The sequence below is a fragment of the Rossellomorea sp. QJM3NY_18 genome (assembly GCF_056173145.1).
Map to the genome: position 1 here is coordinate 2,469,765 of NZ_CM149659.1, position 15,124 is coordinate 2,484,888.

18 protein-coding genes are annotated in these 15,124 nt (G+C 43.1%); 3 read left to right on the top strand and 15 right to left on the bottom strand.

Going from position 1 to position 15,124, the window contains the following annotated elements; all coding sequences use genetic code 11:
• Nucleotides 1-21: 21 nt before the first annotated feature.
• Complete coding sequence (locus tag AC0VXY_RS12655; protein ID WP_475525453.1) at nucleotides 22-1,113, top strand: DUF2515 family protein; 1,092 nt, start codon at nucleotides 22-24, stop codon at nucleotides 1,111-1,113.
• Nucleotides 1,114-1,237: 124 nt separating this feature from the next.
• Here the strand turns inward: AC0VXY_RS12655 and AC0VXY_RS12660 are convergent, their stop codons facing one another.
• Nucleotides 1,238-1,414, bottom strand: coding sequence for a YozD family protein (locus tag AC0VXY_RS12660; RefSeq protein ID WP_435990406.1), 177 nt, complete (start codon nucleotides 1,412-1,414; stop codon nucleotides 1,238-1,240).
• Nucleotides 1,415-1,538: 124 nt separating this feature from the next.
• Here AC0VXY_RS12660 and AC0VXY_RS12665 point away from each other — a divergent pair, with 124 nt between their 5' ends.
• The gene (locus AC0VXY_RS12665) at nucleotides 1,539-1,709 is read left to right on the top strand and encodes a hypothetical protein (protein ID WP_435990405.1); all 171 of its coding nucleotides are present in this window, start codon (nucleotides 1,539-1,541) and stop codon (nucleotides 1,707-1,709) included.
• Here AC0VXY_RS12665 and AC0VXY_RS12670 read toward each other — a convergent pair.
• The 9 genes from AC0VXY_RS12670 to AC0VXY_RS12710 form a co-directional block, all read right to left on the bottom strand.
• Nucleotides 1,693-2,352, bottom strand: coding sequence for a hypothetical protein (locus AC0VXY_RS12670; RefSeq protein ID WP_258261539.1), 660 nt, complete (start codon nucleotides 2,350-2,352; stop codon nucleotides 1,693-1,695). The genes AC0VXY_RS12665 and AC0VXY_RS12670 overlap by 17 nt on opposite strands.
• 204 nt (nucleotides 2,353-2,556) lie before the next feature.
• A complete protein-coding gene (locus AC0VXY_RS12675) occupies nucleotides 2,557-2,781 on the bottom strand; it encodes a YozE family protein (RefSeq protein WP_435990404.1) in 225 nt (74 codons plus the stop codon).
• Nucleotides 2,782-2,884: 103 nt separating this feature from the next.
• Entirely contained in the window at nucleotides 2,885-3,175 is a 291-nt protein-coding gene (locus AC0VXY_RS12680) for a YokU family protein (RefSeq protein ID WP_435990403.1), read from the bottom strand.
• Complete coding sequence (gene kamA / locus AC0VXY_RS12685; RefSeq protein ID WP_475525454.1) at nucleotides 3,168-4,595, bottom strand: lysine 2,3-aminomutase; 1,428 nt, start codon at nucleotides 4,593-4,595, stop codon at nucleotides 3,168-3,170. The genes AC0VXY_RS12680 and kamA overlap by 8 nt, the downstream gene beginning before the upstream one ends.
• Before the next feature lie 65 nt (nucleotides 4,596-4,660).
• A complete protein-coding gene (gene ablB, locus AC0VXY_RS12690) occupies nucleotides 4,661-5,494 on the bottom strand; it encodes a putative beta-lysine N-acetyltransferase (RefSeq protein WP_475525455.1) in 834 nt (277 codons plus the stop codon).
• Nucleotides 5,495-5,729: 235 nt separating this feature from the next.
• Nucleotides 5,730-6,995, bottom strand: a complete 1,266-nt coding sequence (locus AC0VXY_RS12695) for a peptidase (protein WP_435990400.1) — start codon at nucleotides 6,993-6,995, stop codon at nucleotides 5,730-5,732.
• Nucleotides 6,996-7,009: 14 nt separating this feature from the next.
• Nucleotides 7,010-7,672 (bottom strand): 3-oxoacid CoA-transferase subunit B, encoded by a 663-nt coding sequence (locus AC0VXY_RS12700; RefSeq protein WP_475525456.1) that lies wholly within the window; start codon nucleotides 7,670-7,672, stop codon nucleotides 7,010-7,012.
• Nucleotides 7,651-8,349 carry a 3-oxoacid CoA-transferase subunit A gene (locus AC0VXY_RS12705; protein WP_475525457.1) on the bottom strand — a complete coding sequence of 233 codons (699 nt, stop codon included), beginning with the start codon at nucleotides 8,347-8,349 and terminating at the stop codon, nucleotides 7,651-7,653. The genes AC0VXY_RS12700 and AC0VXY_RS12705 overlap by 22 nt, the downstream gene beginning before the upstream one ends.
• Nucleotides 8,350-9,657 carry an aspartate aminotransferase family protein gene (locus tag AC0VXY_RS12710; RefSeq protein ID WP_475527864.1) on the bottom strand — a complete coding sequence of 436 codons (1,308 nt, stop codon included), beginning with the start codon at nucleotides 9,655-9,657 and terminating at the stop codon, nucleotides 8,350-8,352.
• Between the two features lie 329 nt (nucleotides 9,658-9,986).
• Between AC0VXY_RS12710 and AC0VXY_RS12715 the strand changes: the two genes are divergently transcribed.
• Nucleotides 9,987-11,777: a methyl-accepting chemotaxis protein gene (locus AC0VXY_RS12715; protein ID WP_435990396.1), complete on the top strand. Its 1,791-nt coding sequence runs from the start codon at nucleotides 9,987-9,989 to the stop codon at nucleotides 11,775-11,777.
• 68 nt (nucleotides 11,778-11,845) lie between these two features.
• Here the strand turns inward: AC0VXY_RS12715 and AC0VXY_RS12720 are convergent, their stop codons facing one another.
• From AC0VXY_RS12720 to rsgA, 5 genes are all read right to left on the bottom strand, one after another.
• Nucleotides 11,846-11,992, bottom strand: a complete 147-nt coding sequence (locus AC0VXY_RS12720; protein ID WP_082386316.1) for a YjcZ family sporulation protein — start codon at nucleotides 11,990-11,992, stop codon at nucleotides 11,846-11,848.
• A 191-nt stretch (nucleotides 11,993-12,183) separates the two neighbouring features.
• Entirely contained in the window at nucleotides 12,184-12,684 is a 501-nt protein-coding gene (locus AC0VXY_RS12725; protein ID WP_475527865.1) for a PTS sugar transporter subunit IIA, read from the bottom strand.
• Between the two features lie 109 nt (nucleotides 12,685-12,793).
• Complete coding sequence (gene msrB, locus AC0VXY_RS12730) at nucleotides 12,794-13,216, bottom strand: peptide-methionine (R)-S-oxide reductase MsrB (protein ID WP_475525458.1); 423 nt, start codon at nucleotides 13,214-13,216, stop codon at nucleotides 12,794-12,796.
• Nucleotides 13,209-13,754: a peptide-methionine (S)-S-oxide reductase MsrA gene (msrA, locus tag AC0VXY_RS12735; RefSeq protein ID WP_475525459.1), complete on the bottom strand. Its 546-nt coding sequence runs from the start codon at nucleotides 13,752-13,754 to the stop codon at nucleotides 13,209-13,211. The genes msrB and msrA overlap by 8 nt, the downstream gene beginning before the upstream one ends.
• A 150-nt stretch (nucleotides 13,755-13,904) precedes the next feature.
• On the bottom strand, nucleotides 13,905-14,903 hold the full coding sequence (gene rsgA, locus AC0VXY_RS12740; protein WP_475527866.1) for a ribosome small subunit-dependent GTPase A: 999 nt from the start codon (nucleotides 14,901-14,903) through the stop codon (nucleotides 13,905-13,907).
• Nucleotides 14,904-15,124 lie beyond the last annotated feature (221 nt).

Genomic DNA, 15,124 nt, shown 5'->3' on the forward strand with positions numbered 1-15,124 from the left:
TTTTTTGAGAGGTGTGATTACTTGGGTTATTCACCGTTTCAAATTTTTTCAAACCTATTCAAACCCGGGAAACGAAAGAATATATCCCCCCTTCTCGATGTTCAGGCGGTTTGCAGGCTTTACGACGAAATGAAGCAGGAACCGGTACCCGATGTCTATTTTCCTGAAGATCAAGCTTTGTTCAGGGAAATTTCCATCAAAGTAAAAAAAGGGAATGTCAATAACCTGACAAGAACTTCTTCCTATCTCGATTTATTCAAAAAACACCCTGAACTTCACTGGTCTTTTCTCGCCCACATGGTATCGAGAAATGCCGGTTATCATATGACAGATATCCAGAACGATCTGCTCTCACATGTAATGAGTGCCAACGAACAACAATCTCTATTCGAGTTTCTGGAACGATGTAATGCAGCTATCTTTGACGATGCTTACCCCCAACTATTACTTTATGAAAACTGGAAATTAACCGGCCGCCGCCCCTTTCACCTCCTCAAAAAGTTCCACGTTTCGGTATTCATGTGGAAGATATGGGCAGATTATCTCAAGACGGGGAATCACCCTGTGTTGACGACCGCACTCATTATGAATGAGCAGCACCTGATTCAAAACAAAATATTATCCAGACCCAATCTTAATATGGGAATTGACAAGTGGAAGTTTTTCCTACAGGACCGTCTGGAATTCACTTCCATACTATTTCCTTATGGCAAGCACTCCACATACTCCCTGGCCGGACTTTCCGTTTCTCACTTTGAGAAAGTGGATCGCAGAATTCAATTAGGTAAGAAGTTATATAGGGTATTATTCCATCCGATTATTTTCCCGACTGCATTATCTTTCTCCCTTCACCATCCACATACGGGATCCAGGGAGGATTATTGGCCCCATATTTACTCGAGGGTGAAGAAAAGAAAGCATCTATTCAGCCCTGCACTAGGAGCTGTCTGGGAAAATATCCATTATGACGATCCTTCGTCGACAGATTGGTTTAAAGAGCAACCGATTGAGGTGATGTCGCCCCTTTTGACGATGACGATCCCTCATCATTTCTCTATGACCCAGAAATGGAAAGCAAGAACGACTATTCTTCTGAAACTAAAGAGGGATTGACTCAAAATAATGTGCCCCCCTTCCTTCATGAAAGAAGGTATGAGCGACACATCAGAGTCAATCCCCGTTATATGAATGGTCGTTGGCATACTAAGTGAAATCCATATCCATGGGTGAAAAGAGTTTAAGCCTCATCTTCCCATTCTTCATCAATGATACATTTGGCAATCAGATACTCGAATGTGATATCCGCTATTTCTTCCAGCTCATCTTCTGATGCTGCATACCCTCTTTGGATCAGTTCTTTCATAAAGAAATCAGCAATTTCCTCAGTGTCGATAAAGACTTCTATCTCCCGCATGTGATCGCCCCCTTTGATTCTCAATTTATGACAATACTATCCCGGTTATGCCAGGAGAAAAAAGTTTTCATAACACTTTAAAGACAAGCATAGACTTTATCATCAAAGGTAGAGGAGCGATAGTATGTTACATACATTTACCCAAAAAACGAAATCAATGGTAAGAGACCTGGAGAATGGAGAAGGGATCATTGTTTCAGGCATGCAATGGATCCTTCGTGTCATACTATTATCATTCCTTGGCATAAGCGTTCCCATTTTTCTTTATATTATGTGGCTTATTCCTTCTCTTTAACGATAGACTGTGTGTTTGTATGATTTTTCAACTGCTCTAACACATAATCCATTTTGTTCTTGTATTTACTATCATTGAATAATAGGTACAGTGTTTTGTAGTCATTGTAATGATCAAGGAGCTGATCAATCCAGGTTGGCTTCGGGTAAGCAGGTGAATGGAGCGATTTTGATTTACCTTCTTTTTTTTGCGGGAAGACGAACCCATATTTCTTTATGAAAGCTTCTGCCTGCTCTTCATCGGCAACCAGGGTAATTTCATCTTCGTCTGCCTCCAGCCATTCACCGTCCGTGATCCTCATTAATTCATAGATCACGTCTTCCCACGCATCATCTTTATATCGCCATATTTCTGTTCTGAAACCCACCACTTTAAAGAGATCCTCTTCGTATCCCTTTACAATGACAAGGTCTCCAAACAAAAATTTGTATTCAATATCGATCTGTTCCTGTTCAAAAATATATCCATCATAAGAATCAAGCAGTTCTAATGCTTTTTCCTTGAATAATCCTTCACTTTCGTTAACCTCATATAAAAACTCTCCGTCAATCTTTTTAATGTCGGTGATTTTCCCGACGGTACCATAGATTGTGACGACTACCGTTTCCCCAACTCTGAATCTAGGCTCTTTTCGTTTCTTCATTCTCCCCTCACCCTTAATCGCCTTTTTTATATGATATGCAATAACAATCATATCGGTATACACGAAATCCCTGACTATCTTTTTTTAGGGTAAGAAATGTTTTCATGCGATGGCTAAAAACGAATCAAAAAGACCGCGGGACTTTTTAAAAAAGGACCGACGTTTGCGGGAAACAAATGTCAGTCCATTGGCTAGGGTGTATCATTAATTTTTTTCTTCTAATTGGTACTGGTCCCAGGCCATGTCGAAGATGGACATACTTTCAAGATAGTGCCCATTCATTTCGAGATAGGAGCTGATTTCATGGTATTGCCCGGACTGTTTCGGAAAGCTGTGATCATCATAAGCTGAATTCGCAAAACGGGTTATTTCATCCTTGGCAGTAGGTTGCCTGTATTTCATTAAGTAGTGATAAAAGGATTTTCTCATCTCTTCCACCTGCCCTTGTGCTTTCTTTTCTAAAAGGATAGCGGAAGAAGATGAATTCGTAAAGTGTTTGCTTCAAATAAGAACATATCGTGGACTCCACCTGCTAAAATCGAAAATAATTCTTCTTTAGTAAGCGGGGAAGTGCCATTAAGTCTTTATAAGGAATCACTTTATCAATTAACCTCGTATCGATCAGCATCAATTGGTCTTCAATCTCATTGATGATGGATTCTTCCTGGTAGTCCATCCCGCAATGACTGCAAGAGAGGCTCGGGACATTCGCAATCTGAACCGCCCGTGAGCCATCAGGCAGCTCCCAATACACACTTGATTGATGAGCATGAGCCGTGTTCTCTTCACACCATTCGCACACCTTTGCCGTATTTTTAGCCATTGATGGTTTCTTCCTTATCATCATTTTTGTCTTGATTCATTTTTGAAAGCATTGCTTTATGCTTCTTTTCCTTAAGCTGATCCCTTTTTCCCCTGAAGTCCTTGAGAGAATTGTGATCCGGGTTCTCCTGATATTCCTTGCGACGCTCCAAGCGCTTGAGACCAGCTGGCGTGAGGGAAGAATGGGTTTGATTCATCAATCCGGCGATACCAATGGTAGGTTCTTTGATTTCTTCATCATGATAAACTTCTTTAAAGTATTCATCTGCCCTTCCGGCTACGTATTCCTCCGGTTCCGGATAAGTGGAGATGACACCTTCGAAATTCCTTACGACCACTTTCGAAGCACTTTGGGATATCAGGTAATTCGGTTGAAGGGATATTTTACCTCCGCCTCCAGGAGCATCCAGCACAAAGGTCGGGACGGCATAACCGGATGTGTGCCCCCTCAATCCTTCAATGATTTCAAGCCCCTTGCTGACAGGTGCCCTGAAATGGCCGATCCCTTCCGATAAATCACATTGATAAATATAGTACGGACGCACGCGAATTTTAACCAGATCGTGCATAAGCTTCTTCATGATCGGGACGCTGTCATTGATGCCTGCCAGGATCACAGCTTGATTTCCTACAGGAACCCCTGCATTCACAAGCATCTCACATGCCTTCTTGGACTCTTCCGTGATTTCAATGGATGTATTGAAATGAGTATTTAACCAAACCGGATGGTATTTCTTCAATATATTACACAGGTTTTCAGTGATCCGTTGTGGAAACACGACAGGTGCCCTCGTTCCAATCCGGATGATCTCGACATGCGGTATGTCTCTCAGGTTCTTTAATATATACTCGAGTATTTGATCATTGATCAAGAGACCATCCCCGCCAGAAAGCAGTACGTCCCTTACGCTCGGCGTATCCCTTATATATTCAATGGCCGCATCAAGCTGCTTCTTCGGAACACCCATTCCGATTTGTCCCGAAAACCTCCTTCTCGTACAGTATCTGCAGTACATGGAACACTGATTGGTTACGAGAAATAACACCCTGTCCGGATAACGGTGTGTCAACCCGGGGACCGGTGAATCCTCATCTTCATGTAATGGGTCTTCCAGGTCATACTTTGTTTTATGGATTTCCTGGCCAATCGGAACGGATTGCATCCGGATCGGGCAGCGGGGATCTTCCTCATTCATGAGCCATGCATAGTAAGGAGTAATATTTAACGGAATGGTCTTGGTTGAAATTTTGACCCCTTCTTCTTCCTCCGGCGTCAAGTTCACCACTTTCTTCAAGTCATCAAGGGTTCTGATTGTGTTTGTCAGTTGCCATAACCAGTTATTCCATTGTTCATCCGTCACATCTTCCCAAAGTTCAATATCCTTCCAATCCCTTTTTGGTTTATAGAGATTCATTTTCATCTACTCCACCAACTTTCCAAAAAGTTTCGTTCCACAAGACTCTTGTACTGCCAATATGACTTCTTCTACCTCTCACTTAAATCCTTTTCCCAAATGTTCATATCTTCCATTTTGTCAAAGATGATGCAATTATTCGCCAGTCTCCCACCATACCTGTATCCAAGCTGATGGAATGCTGCATTCATCCCGAATGAAAGAGCCCTTGCTATCGTATAAGCACAATAAATATTCTGTTTAATCAGTTCACCTTCCAATTTCCTTAGCAGATGCTTCATATACCCGCCTTTACGATGAGAAGATCTCGTAGCACAATCCGTTAGTTCAGCATTCTTGTTGGAAAAAGATATTTCAGCAGAAGCAGCACTGATTATCCTTCCATCCTCCTCGATGTACACAAAGATTGTCCCATTTTTCATGGATTCTTTTATATAATCGGGATCTTGTAATGGTACAGGATAAAGCGTGAACACTTCTTGATACAGATCTGCTAATTTCTCTGCATGCCCCCCGGTGGCTACAGATATCAATCCTGATCCTTCCATGGGTTTTCTATCAAGCTGTTGAACCGCTTGAAGAATGTCATCCTCTTTTCTCCAATTAGAACTATTCCTTCTATCATCCGTCAGAAATTTACTCATAAAGAAGGCCCTATCTCCCCTAAAGTAACCGTTTACTCCCCCCTCCACAATAAACCCTTTTTCTACCAAGTGGGCAACCTGATTTGACTTTGCCTTCACAATGATCTTTTCGAACCGATGGGGCTCAGCCATATTTTCCATGTACTCCAATAGCCTTCCTGCATTCCCCCTGAATTCATCCACCCGGAGTCTCCGATTATAGTCATCTTTATAAATGGCCGCTTCCACTTTTGGTTGTTGTATATATTCATATGTCTGCATTCTTTTAAGCCCCTTTTTAACAAACATATGAGGGCATGAGATAAGTTATGAAACAAACCACCTTAAAAAGGGAACAACCTCATACTTGAATCAAGTGAGTTGTTCCTGTCTAAGGTGATGAAACAGATGGGTGTGTAAACTCATTCTTTTGTACCGGAATGTCCGGATCATTACCAGTCCTCTCTCGTCGCATGGGTTTTGCACCTTATTACCTTCTACCCCATTGTGATAAAAATCATGAGGGTTTATTACACCAATCAACCATAAAGAGAGAAAAAATTTCAGCCGATTGGTAAACCCTTTCTAATTCAATGTATTCATTTGCATCATGGGCCACTTCAGTCGTTCCCGGTCCAAAAATCACCACAGGCATATTGCCCCCTTGAGACAGGATTCCCCCATCCGTTCCCCAAGGGGAGGCTTCGATGATTGGATCAGACTTCATGACCTTTTTAGCATGCTTTGACAGGGTGTTTACTAGTTCATGGTCACTTGGAAGATTGCCTGGCTGCCAGCGCCCGCCAAACCATTCCACCTCAACAGGGTGTTCATCAAACCATGCATCGATTGACTTCAGCTTGGAAATTTCGGTTGTGAATTCCTGTTCTACTTCCTGGAGTGTCTCCCAGGGTCCCACTCCTATCCTGCCTTCAATGATAGCTGTGTCCGGAACGGAAGATGGCCATTTTCCACTTTCGATTCTTCCGATATTAACCGGTAATGGAATCGGAATATTTCCATATAATGGATCATCCACCCTCTCGTTACGTGCATTCTCCAATTGCTGGAGAGCTTGAACGACCTTATACGCTTTCTCTATAGCGTTTACCCCTTCATACCTGGTTCCCCCATGTGCAGATTTCCCCTTTACCTTTAGACGGAACCACATGGACCCTTGCTGTTTAGGGAAGATCTTCATATTGGTCGGCTCAGGAATGATGACAGCATCCGCTTTATAGCCTCTAATTAATGCGGCTAAGGTTCCCGTCCCCCCGCTTTCCTCTTCTATGACACTTTGAAAAATGACATCCCCTTTTAATTGAATATTCAACTCCTTTATCACTTCGATGGCGAGAAGCAAAGCAACCGAACCGCCCTTCATATCCGTTGCTCCCCGCCCGTAAAGTTTCCCGTCATTGATGAATCCACTATATGGATCATGGACCCAATCTTTTCGATCCCCTTCCGGTACAACATCAATATGTCCATTTAATAGAAGGCTTTTCCCCCCGCCTGTGCCCTTTAAGACCCCTACCACATTGGGGTTACCTTTAAAGTTTTTCCGGTCACACTTGTAAAAAGGATGATGCTTTATATCACTCTCGTTTATTTCCCAAATGTCCAGCTCCAAACCAAGCTTTCTGCACTTTTCTATCATGATCGCCTGTGCCATTGATTCGTTTCCCCTGACACTATCCTCTTGGACCAATCTTTGCAGAAGCTTGATCGTTCTTTTCTTTTTTTCTTCTATTACTTTTTTTATGAGGCGATGAGTGTCCATATGATTTCCTCCCCCTACCCTATAAACTTGATATCAGGGCTTAAGATGTAACGGGCTTCTGTCGTCTCCTCTATGTCCTTCAATGTGTAAGGATTGAATATCTCACGCAGGATTAATTGATCATCTTCAAGTGAGAATACTGCACGGTCAGTGATAATCATCGAAACACAGCGGCGCGCCGTCAATGGAAGGGTACATTCCCTCACGATTTTGCTGCCGCCGTTCTTGTCTAAGTGGGTCATGAGTACAATGACTTTCTTTGCTTTGGAGGCAAGTTCGGTTGCTCCTCCCATCCCCGGAACCTTTTTGCCCGGGATGATCCAATTGGCAAGATCCCCATTTTCACTGACCTGCAGGGATCCAAGTATCGTTAAATCGATTTTGCCCCGGCGGATCATGGCGAAAGCGATGGAGCTATCTGTATAACATCCCCCCTCCATCAACGAAACCGGGAACCCTCCTGCATTACACAAATTTTCATCTTCATGGTCTTCCACTGGTGCAGGACCGATGCCAATGATTCCATTTTCAGATTGAAATATGACCGGAAATCCTTGAGGTAGATGATTTGGAACGAGGGAGGGAATCCCGATCCCGAGATTCACAATCATATTTTCTTTCACCTCAAGCGCTGCACGTTTTGCCATCTTTTCCTTCAATTCGTTTCCCAGGCCCATTTCCAATCGACTCCTTTAGACAAGACGATATGATCCACAAATACCCCTGAAGTGACAATTTCTTCAGGATCCAGCTCTCCGTAAGCAACCACTTCCTCCGTCTCGACGATCGTAATATCCGAGGCCATTGCGATAAGGGGATTCGTATTTCTTGCGCTTTTGTCATAGACAAGGTTCCCGAAAGTATCGGCTTTCTTCGCATAAACGATACCCACTTCAGCAACCAATGCCGTCTCGAATACAAAGCGTTCACCCTCTACTTCAACGAAAGTCTTCCCTTTGTTCAAATATGGGTCATCCACCCCTATGTCGCTAATGATCCCTTTTAATCCCACTCCCCCTGCCCTGATTCTTTCAGCTAAGATACCCTGTGGAGAAAATTCAACTTCAAGCTTCCCTTCGCTCATTAACCTTCCTGCAATCGGATTAGAGCCTATGTGTGAAGCAATCACTTTCTTCACTCGATTTTGAGCAACCAATTGACCGATGCCGATGTGGGGGAAGCCTGTGTCGTTTCCGATGATGGTAAGATCTTTCACCCCCCACTCCAGAAGATGGCTTATCATGGTAGGCGGGGAGCCAACCCCTCCAAACCCTCCAAACATCATCGTCATTTCATCATGAAAAAAGGGCAGGATTTCTTCATAAAGCCTCATTTTATTGTGATGTGCAGACATCTAAGTCACCTTCCAATTCTCTGCTGCCATTTGAAAAGTTCTCCTCAACCTTTTAACCATCTCCTCAAGCTCTCTTTTCGTACTGTTCAATGGTGGTGCCATCATGATGGCAGAGCCCTTCCTGCCATCAATCCCGGCTGAAGCAGGGTATAATAAAATTCCGTTATCCACTCCATTCTGAACGATGAAAGACGTAAATCCCGCACCCCGCTCATCAAATTCAATCCCCCACATGAGGCCCCTTCCCCTGATGTCCTGAATAAAAGAAAATTCAGTTCTGCATTTTTCCAGGAGATTCTTTAAATAGGTCCCTTTCTGATCGACTCCTTCAATGATCTTTTCTGAATCTATCAGCTTAAGAACGGCCAATGCAGCAGTCGCTGACATGGGATTCCCACTAAAGGTATGGCCGCTCATGATCACTTTACTTCCATGTACGATCGGTTCCATGATCTTCTCTGAAATGAGGGTTGCAGCAATCGGGGCATATCCGGCACTCAGACCTTTACCGACTGCTACTATATCTGCCTTTACTCCCCAGTGTTCTAGCGCTAAGAAGGTTCCCGTCCTCCCGCATCCGGTCATCACCTCGTCGGAAATGAACAAGATGTCATGGGCTCCACAGATTTCCTTAATCCGTTCATAATATCCCTTTGGAGGGGTGATTGCCCCCCCTGCCGCTCCAATGATCGGTTCTGCTATAAACGCTGCTATATTTTCAGCCCCTATTCTCGTTACCATGGTATCCAGTTGGGACGCACATGCCAACCCGCATGAAGGGTAAGTCTTACCAAATGGACAGTGAGCACAATAAGGCGGTTCGATGGTTGGCCAGTCCCCCAAAAACGAATCAAACCGTTCCCTTCTTGTTGGATGCCCTGAAGCAGATAAGGCCCCAAAAGTGATTCCATGATAACTGAGCCAACGTGATAATATCTTCCTTTTCAGCGGCTTCCCTTTCTCCTGCCAATGTTGAATGGCGATCTTAATGGCTGTTTCCACTGCCTCTGATCCACTATTTACAAAGAAGGTCCAGGGATAACCTGTTTTCTCATTCAAAAAGGAGGCTAACTCCTCTGCCGGCTGATTGCTGAACTGAGATCGATACACAAACGCCACTTTGTTTCCTTGATTCACGATTGATTGAAGAATTTCTTCCATACCATGTCCCAAATTTGCCGTCACCGCTCCAGAACAGGCATCTACATATTCCTTGCCGTCGGTGTCATACAAAAAAACACCCTTTCCATAATCAATCGTTGGATATTGCTCCCCAATCATCGGTTTTATTAAATGCGAATGAGGCATTGTTCCCCCTCCTGAAAGAATCAGATTCATACTCTCTTTCGATTCGCTCATCTGGATGCTTTTCAAGATTTCCCATACATTATTCATATGTCTGAAAAGCCGAATCTTTCATTTTTTATTAAAAAATCATCTTATCTTTGGATTTCCGCTGGAATCAGGCAACGATAGAAAGAGAGTTTACTATTTATTCATGATTGAAATATACTAAAACTCTCAAAAATTCGACAAAATTTTCCGAATTGACTAGATATATTAGGTCGATATGTATAAAATAATGGTAAGTTCATCCTATGATGCTACTTTTTGCTTATCTTCAGGAGGGGGAAACGGTGAAAAAGATTAGAGAAAAAAAACTAAAAGCACCAAAAAGAAAGAAAATGAAAAATGAAAGAACTAAAAGGACCTTGGGTATATTCTCTTATTTTCGTACCATAAGGGGAAAAGTCGTCCTGTCATTCGGGCTTTTGACCATTGTTCTGTTGGTCCTCGCGTCTACTTCTTACTTCAATATGATGAAGCTCAAGAAAGAGATCGACACGTTGATTACATATGATATGAAAGTCGACACCAAATTAAAGGATCTTTCAAAAGTATTAAATGATATTGAAATTGGGGAACAAGGCTTCGTTATTACAGGTGCGACAGGCTTTCTTGCACCCTATCAAAATGGAAAAAAAGAAGTGGAAGGTCAACTCAAAGACTTGAATTCGCTCTTGAAAGATGACCCTGAACAGATTGAAAAGATGGGAAAAATTGAAGCCCAATATGGATTCTGGATGCAATTTGTCGATCGGGTGATCGAGACCAGGAAAGATAAAGGTCTCGAAAAGGCTGCGAACCTCGTCGAAACAGGAGTAGGTAAAAAATATCTGGACGGCATCCGTTCATATGTAGATATGATCGTCATCGACCAACAAAAAGATCTGGATGACCGGATCGATTCTCTGACCCGTCAAGTCCAGCTGTCGCAAATCGTCACCATCGGCTTATCGGCATTCGCCGTTCTTTTAGCGGTATTCTTTGGAATCATTTTATCTCATACGATTAAAACCAATACAAAGAAAATCAGTACATCTATTTTAGAGATTGCCAATGCAGGTGGAGATTTAACGAAACGGATCCATGTAAAATCAAAAGATGAGTTGGCTGACCTGGCCTCTGATACGAATCAGCTTATCGCCGGCATTGCCATCCTTGTAAAGAAGGTTTCTGAGATGGCAGAAAACGTATCTGCAAGCAGCCAGGAGCTTCTCGCATCTGCAGAGGAAACATCGCGCACGATTACGTCCATTGCGGAAACATCGAGTGAAATTGCAGCAGGAAGTGACCAGACAACACATCGCATGTCCTCTTCATTAGAGAAAATGAACAGCTTGGAGGAGGCAGCACGCTTCTTATTCAACCAGGCAGAACTTGTCAGACAAACCGCTCGTGATATGAGAGTCGTTGCTGAAAAAGGCGGAAAAACCGTCCACGCCTCTTCAACTAAAATGATGAGCATTGAAGAAACCATGTCCAACACAAGTGAAACCGTTGAAGCATTGGGACAACGTTCAACGCAAATCACCACTATTATTGGAACCATTACTGACATTGCCGAACAAACCAACCTTCTCGCACTGAATGCTGCCATTGAAGCAGCCAGGGCAGGGGAACACGGCAGGGGATTTGCGGTTGTAGCAGATGAAGTCAGAAAGCTTGCTGAACAATCCCGACAGGCTGCCAAGGGTGTAACGGAAATCGTCCACAGCATCCAGGAAGAAGTCAATATCATCATCAAGCAAAACTCTGATGGAGTGAAAGAAGTCATTGCAGGTGTTGAAATCACCAATGAAACCAATGCATCCCTTGAAGACATCCTGAGTCAAACGACGAAAACAACGGTAGTCGTGGATGAAATGGTCGACCATATTCAGGAAACACTGAATCTCAGTCAAGAGGTGGCCACTTCATTTGCCCATGTAAATGAAATTGCAGAAACCACCGCATCAAACACCGAGACCACTGCCGCTGCATCAGAGGAAGGATCTGCTGCCATGGAACAAGTCACTGCTAGTGCATCAGAACTTTCCCAGCAAGCTGAAAAACTGAAAGAGTTAATTTCAAGCTTTAAAATATAATCCAAAAAGAGCTGTCCTTGAGTGACAGCTCTTTTTTTCATCATTATTTTCAAATATCCTTTAAAGGATTAATGTCCGCAGTAACAAACGGCTCCAATAATAATCAACAGGATGAATAACACAACGATCAATGCAAAACCATTACCGCCACAACCGGCAACCGGATAAGCATATCCACCTTGATAACATGGATCACAACCATAACCATAGTTCATACCCATCACTCCTCAAAAAATTTATTTATTTACCTTATACTCTATGTCATTCACCTAGAATGTGTTTGTGCATTTGCCCATTTTATTTGAAGGCACCTTTTTACGAATATATGATGAGGGATATAGTGGTCAATTCGTAAGATCACCCAATATAAAAAGACCGGCATCTTCGCCGGTCTTTCCTCTCTTCACTATTTCGAAGAGATCTCCAATACTTCTTCCTGTCCTGCTGTCACACTGGTCACGTCTTTTTTCACAAGATCTCCCATGTCATCGCCGTTTGTGATGATGATGGGTGTGATGGTGCTTTTCGCTTTTTCTTTTACAAGTTCCAGGTCATACGTTATCAGTGGATCTCCGATACTCACTTTTGAACCTTCTGAGATATGCGCTTCAAACCCTTCACCGTTCATTGAAACCGTTTCAAGTCCGATATGGATCAGGATTTCAGCGCCGTTTTTCGCTTTGATCCCAACTGCGTGTTTCGTCGGGAAAAGCTGCATGACTTCACCGTCTACAGGTGAAACGACTTTTCCTATTGTCGGATCGATTGCGATTCCATCCCCCATCATTTTTTGTGAAAATACAGGGTCCGGCACTTCTTCAAGTGACTTTACGGTACCGGTTAAAGGTGCTACAGCATTGATTGTTTTAGGAGCTTCTTCTTTTTTACCAAAAAACTTTTTAAGCATCATCATTCACCTTCCTCTTCATATTTTTATATACACATATGTAACTCAAAGTAAACATGAAAAGTCTATTTTAGCACATATGTGAATGTTTCCACACCGATTCACTATGTTAGAATAATTTCTTGTATACTCCGTAGCCTTCCTCTTCCAATTTGTCGATGGGGACAAACCTGAGTGCCGCCGAATTGATACAATAACGGAGTTTTGTCGGACCGGGTCCATCATTGAACACGTGACCCAGGTGAGAATCGGCTTCTTTGCTTCTTACTTCTGTCCGCACCATAAAGTGACTTCTATCTTCCTTTTCTGAAACTTCCTCATCATCGATGGGTTTGGTGAAACTTGGCCAACCGCAGCCGGCATCATACTTATCCTTCGAGCTGAAAAGAGGCTTCCCCGAGACGACATCGACATAGATGCCCTCTTCAGACGTATTCCAATACTCATTTCTAAACGGCGGCTCCGTCCCATTGTTCTGAGTGACATCATATTGCTCGGGTGTCAGTTTTTTCTTTAGATCATCTTTACTCATTCTTATCCCCCCAATGATTTTCAATAAATGCAACTCTTCCAGATCCCCTGCTGTATCGTTGATAATGCCCCGGGTTCTTTTTGTAATAGTCCTGATGGTATTCTTCTGCAGGATAAAATTGCTTGGCAGGTAAAATCTCTGTGGCGATGGGCTTGGAAAAGATCCCAGACTTCCCCAGTCTTTCCTTCGATTCCCCTGCCAGCCTTTTCTGCTCTTCATCATGGTAAAAAATGACCGTCTTATATGATTGACCCCTGTCAAAGAACTGACCGCCTGGATCCGTCGGGTCGATTTGCTGCCAGAACAGTTCCAATAACTTCTCGTAAGGAAAAACAGATGGGTCATATTCAATTTGAACGGCCTCATAATGACCTGTCGTTTCTGAACATACTTCTTTATAAGATGGATTTGGAACGTGTCCCCCTGTGTATCCGGATGTCACACTGCCAATTCCAGGCTGTTCATCAAATGGTTTTACCATGCACCAAAAACACCCTCCAGCAAACGTGGCTTTTTGATACGCATCAGTTTCTGACATGATCATCATCCTTTCCAAAACATTCTCTTTCACTATTCCCTTTGTATGCGATTTTAACGCATTCCCGATAAAAAGGGAAAGCAAATAGCTTGGAATCGATCCTCACCTTGACTAAAAAAGAGTGCCCAAAGGGTCACTCTTCTAAGTCCTTTATTTAAGCTTTCTCTGCTTCCCGATACTTTTCCACTTCTTTCGTTCCAAAGATTCTAACCGCTTATTTCCCCGTCTTTCCATATAAGCGATTTCCCTTTGGAGCTTCTGATAGTGTTCGAGCCTCTCCTCTGAAAGGCTTCCTTCTTCAATGGCCATGCGAATCCCGCAGCCTGGTTCATCTTCGTGTTGGCAGTCATTGAATCGGCAGTGAAGGGATAATTCCTCAATGTCGTTATATTGCGTGGACAATCCTTCCTGCCCCTGCCATAACTGGATTTCTCTCATCCCCGGTGTATCAATGATGGCAGCACCATTTTCTAACAGGAACAGTTCCCGATGGGTCGTTGTATGGCGGCCCTTATCATCGGATTCCCTGATTTCCTTTGTCTTCTGGACGTCATATCCTACAAGCAGATTGGTCAGTGTGGATTTCCCCACCCCTGAAGAACCGACGAGGGCGACGGTTTGCCCTTTAGCTAAATAAGGCATCAGGTCCTCGATCCCTTCTCGACTGACGGCGCTTATGGTAACGACTTTCACCCCAAGCAAAGTATTCTCCACTTCTATTTTCTTTTCTTCTAGATCGGAACACGTATCCGATTTTGTCAGGACGATGACAGGATTCGCTCCGCTTTCCCAGCATAGAAGTAAATAGCGCTCCATACGTTTACTATTAAGATCATCATTTAGTGAAGATAGGATGAAGACTGTGTCGATATTTGCAGCAATGATTTGTTCTTCTGCTTCATTTCCTGCTTTTTTCCTTGAAAATTTACTCGTCCGGGGCAGCACTCTTTCAATGACCGCCCCTTTTTTTCTTAAAAGTACCCAGTCACCTACGGCGGGTAGGTCTTCGCGCTGAACGGTGTCAAACCTGAGTTTCCCTGAAATCTTACTTAACACTTCCCCTGTTCTTGTCATGACCATAAAGGCACCCCTTTGTTCAGTCACAACCCTTCCCAATATAAAGCCTTCTTCTGTCAGGTGGTTCATCATTTCAAAAACTGTTTCTTTAGTATTCAACTTGTTTCCTCCCAAAATAAAAAATCCGTTGAGTGGTTCGACACGTCAACGGATTTTTCACGATAGAAGAAATGAAAAAAATCAAAGAATCCCGTTTAAAGTGAGTTGACGTGCAGAACCGATATAATACGTATTTACATTAGCCTTTTGCTCAATTAATGATAGGTTCATATGACATCACCCACTTTCTCAAT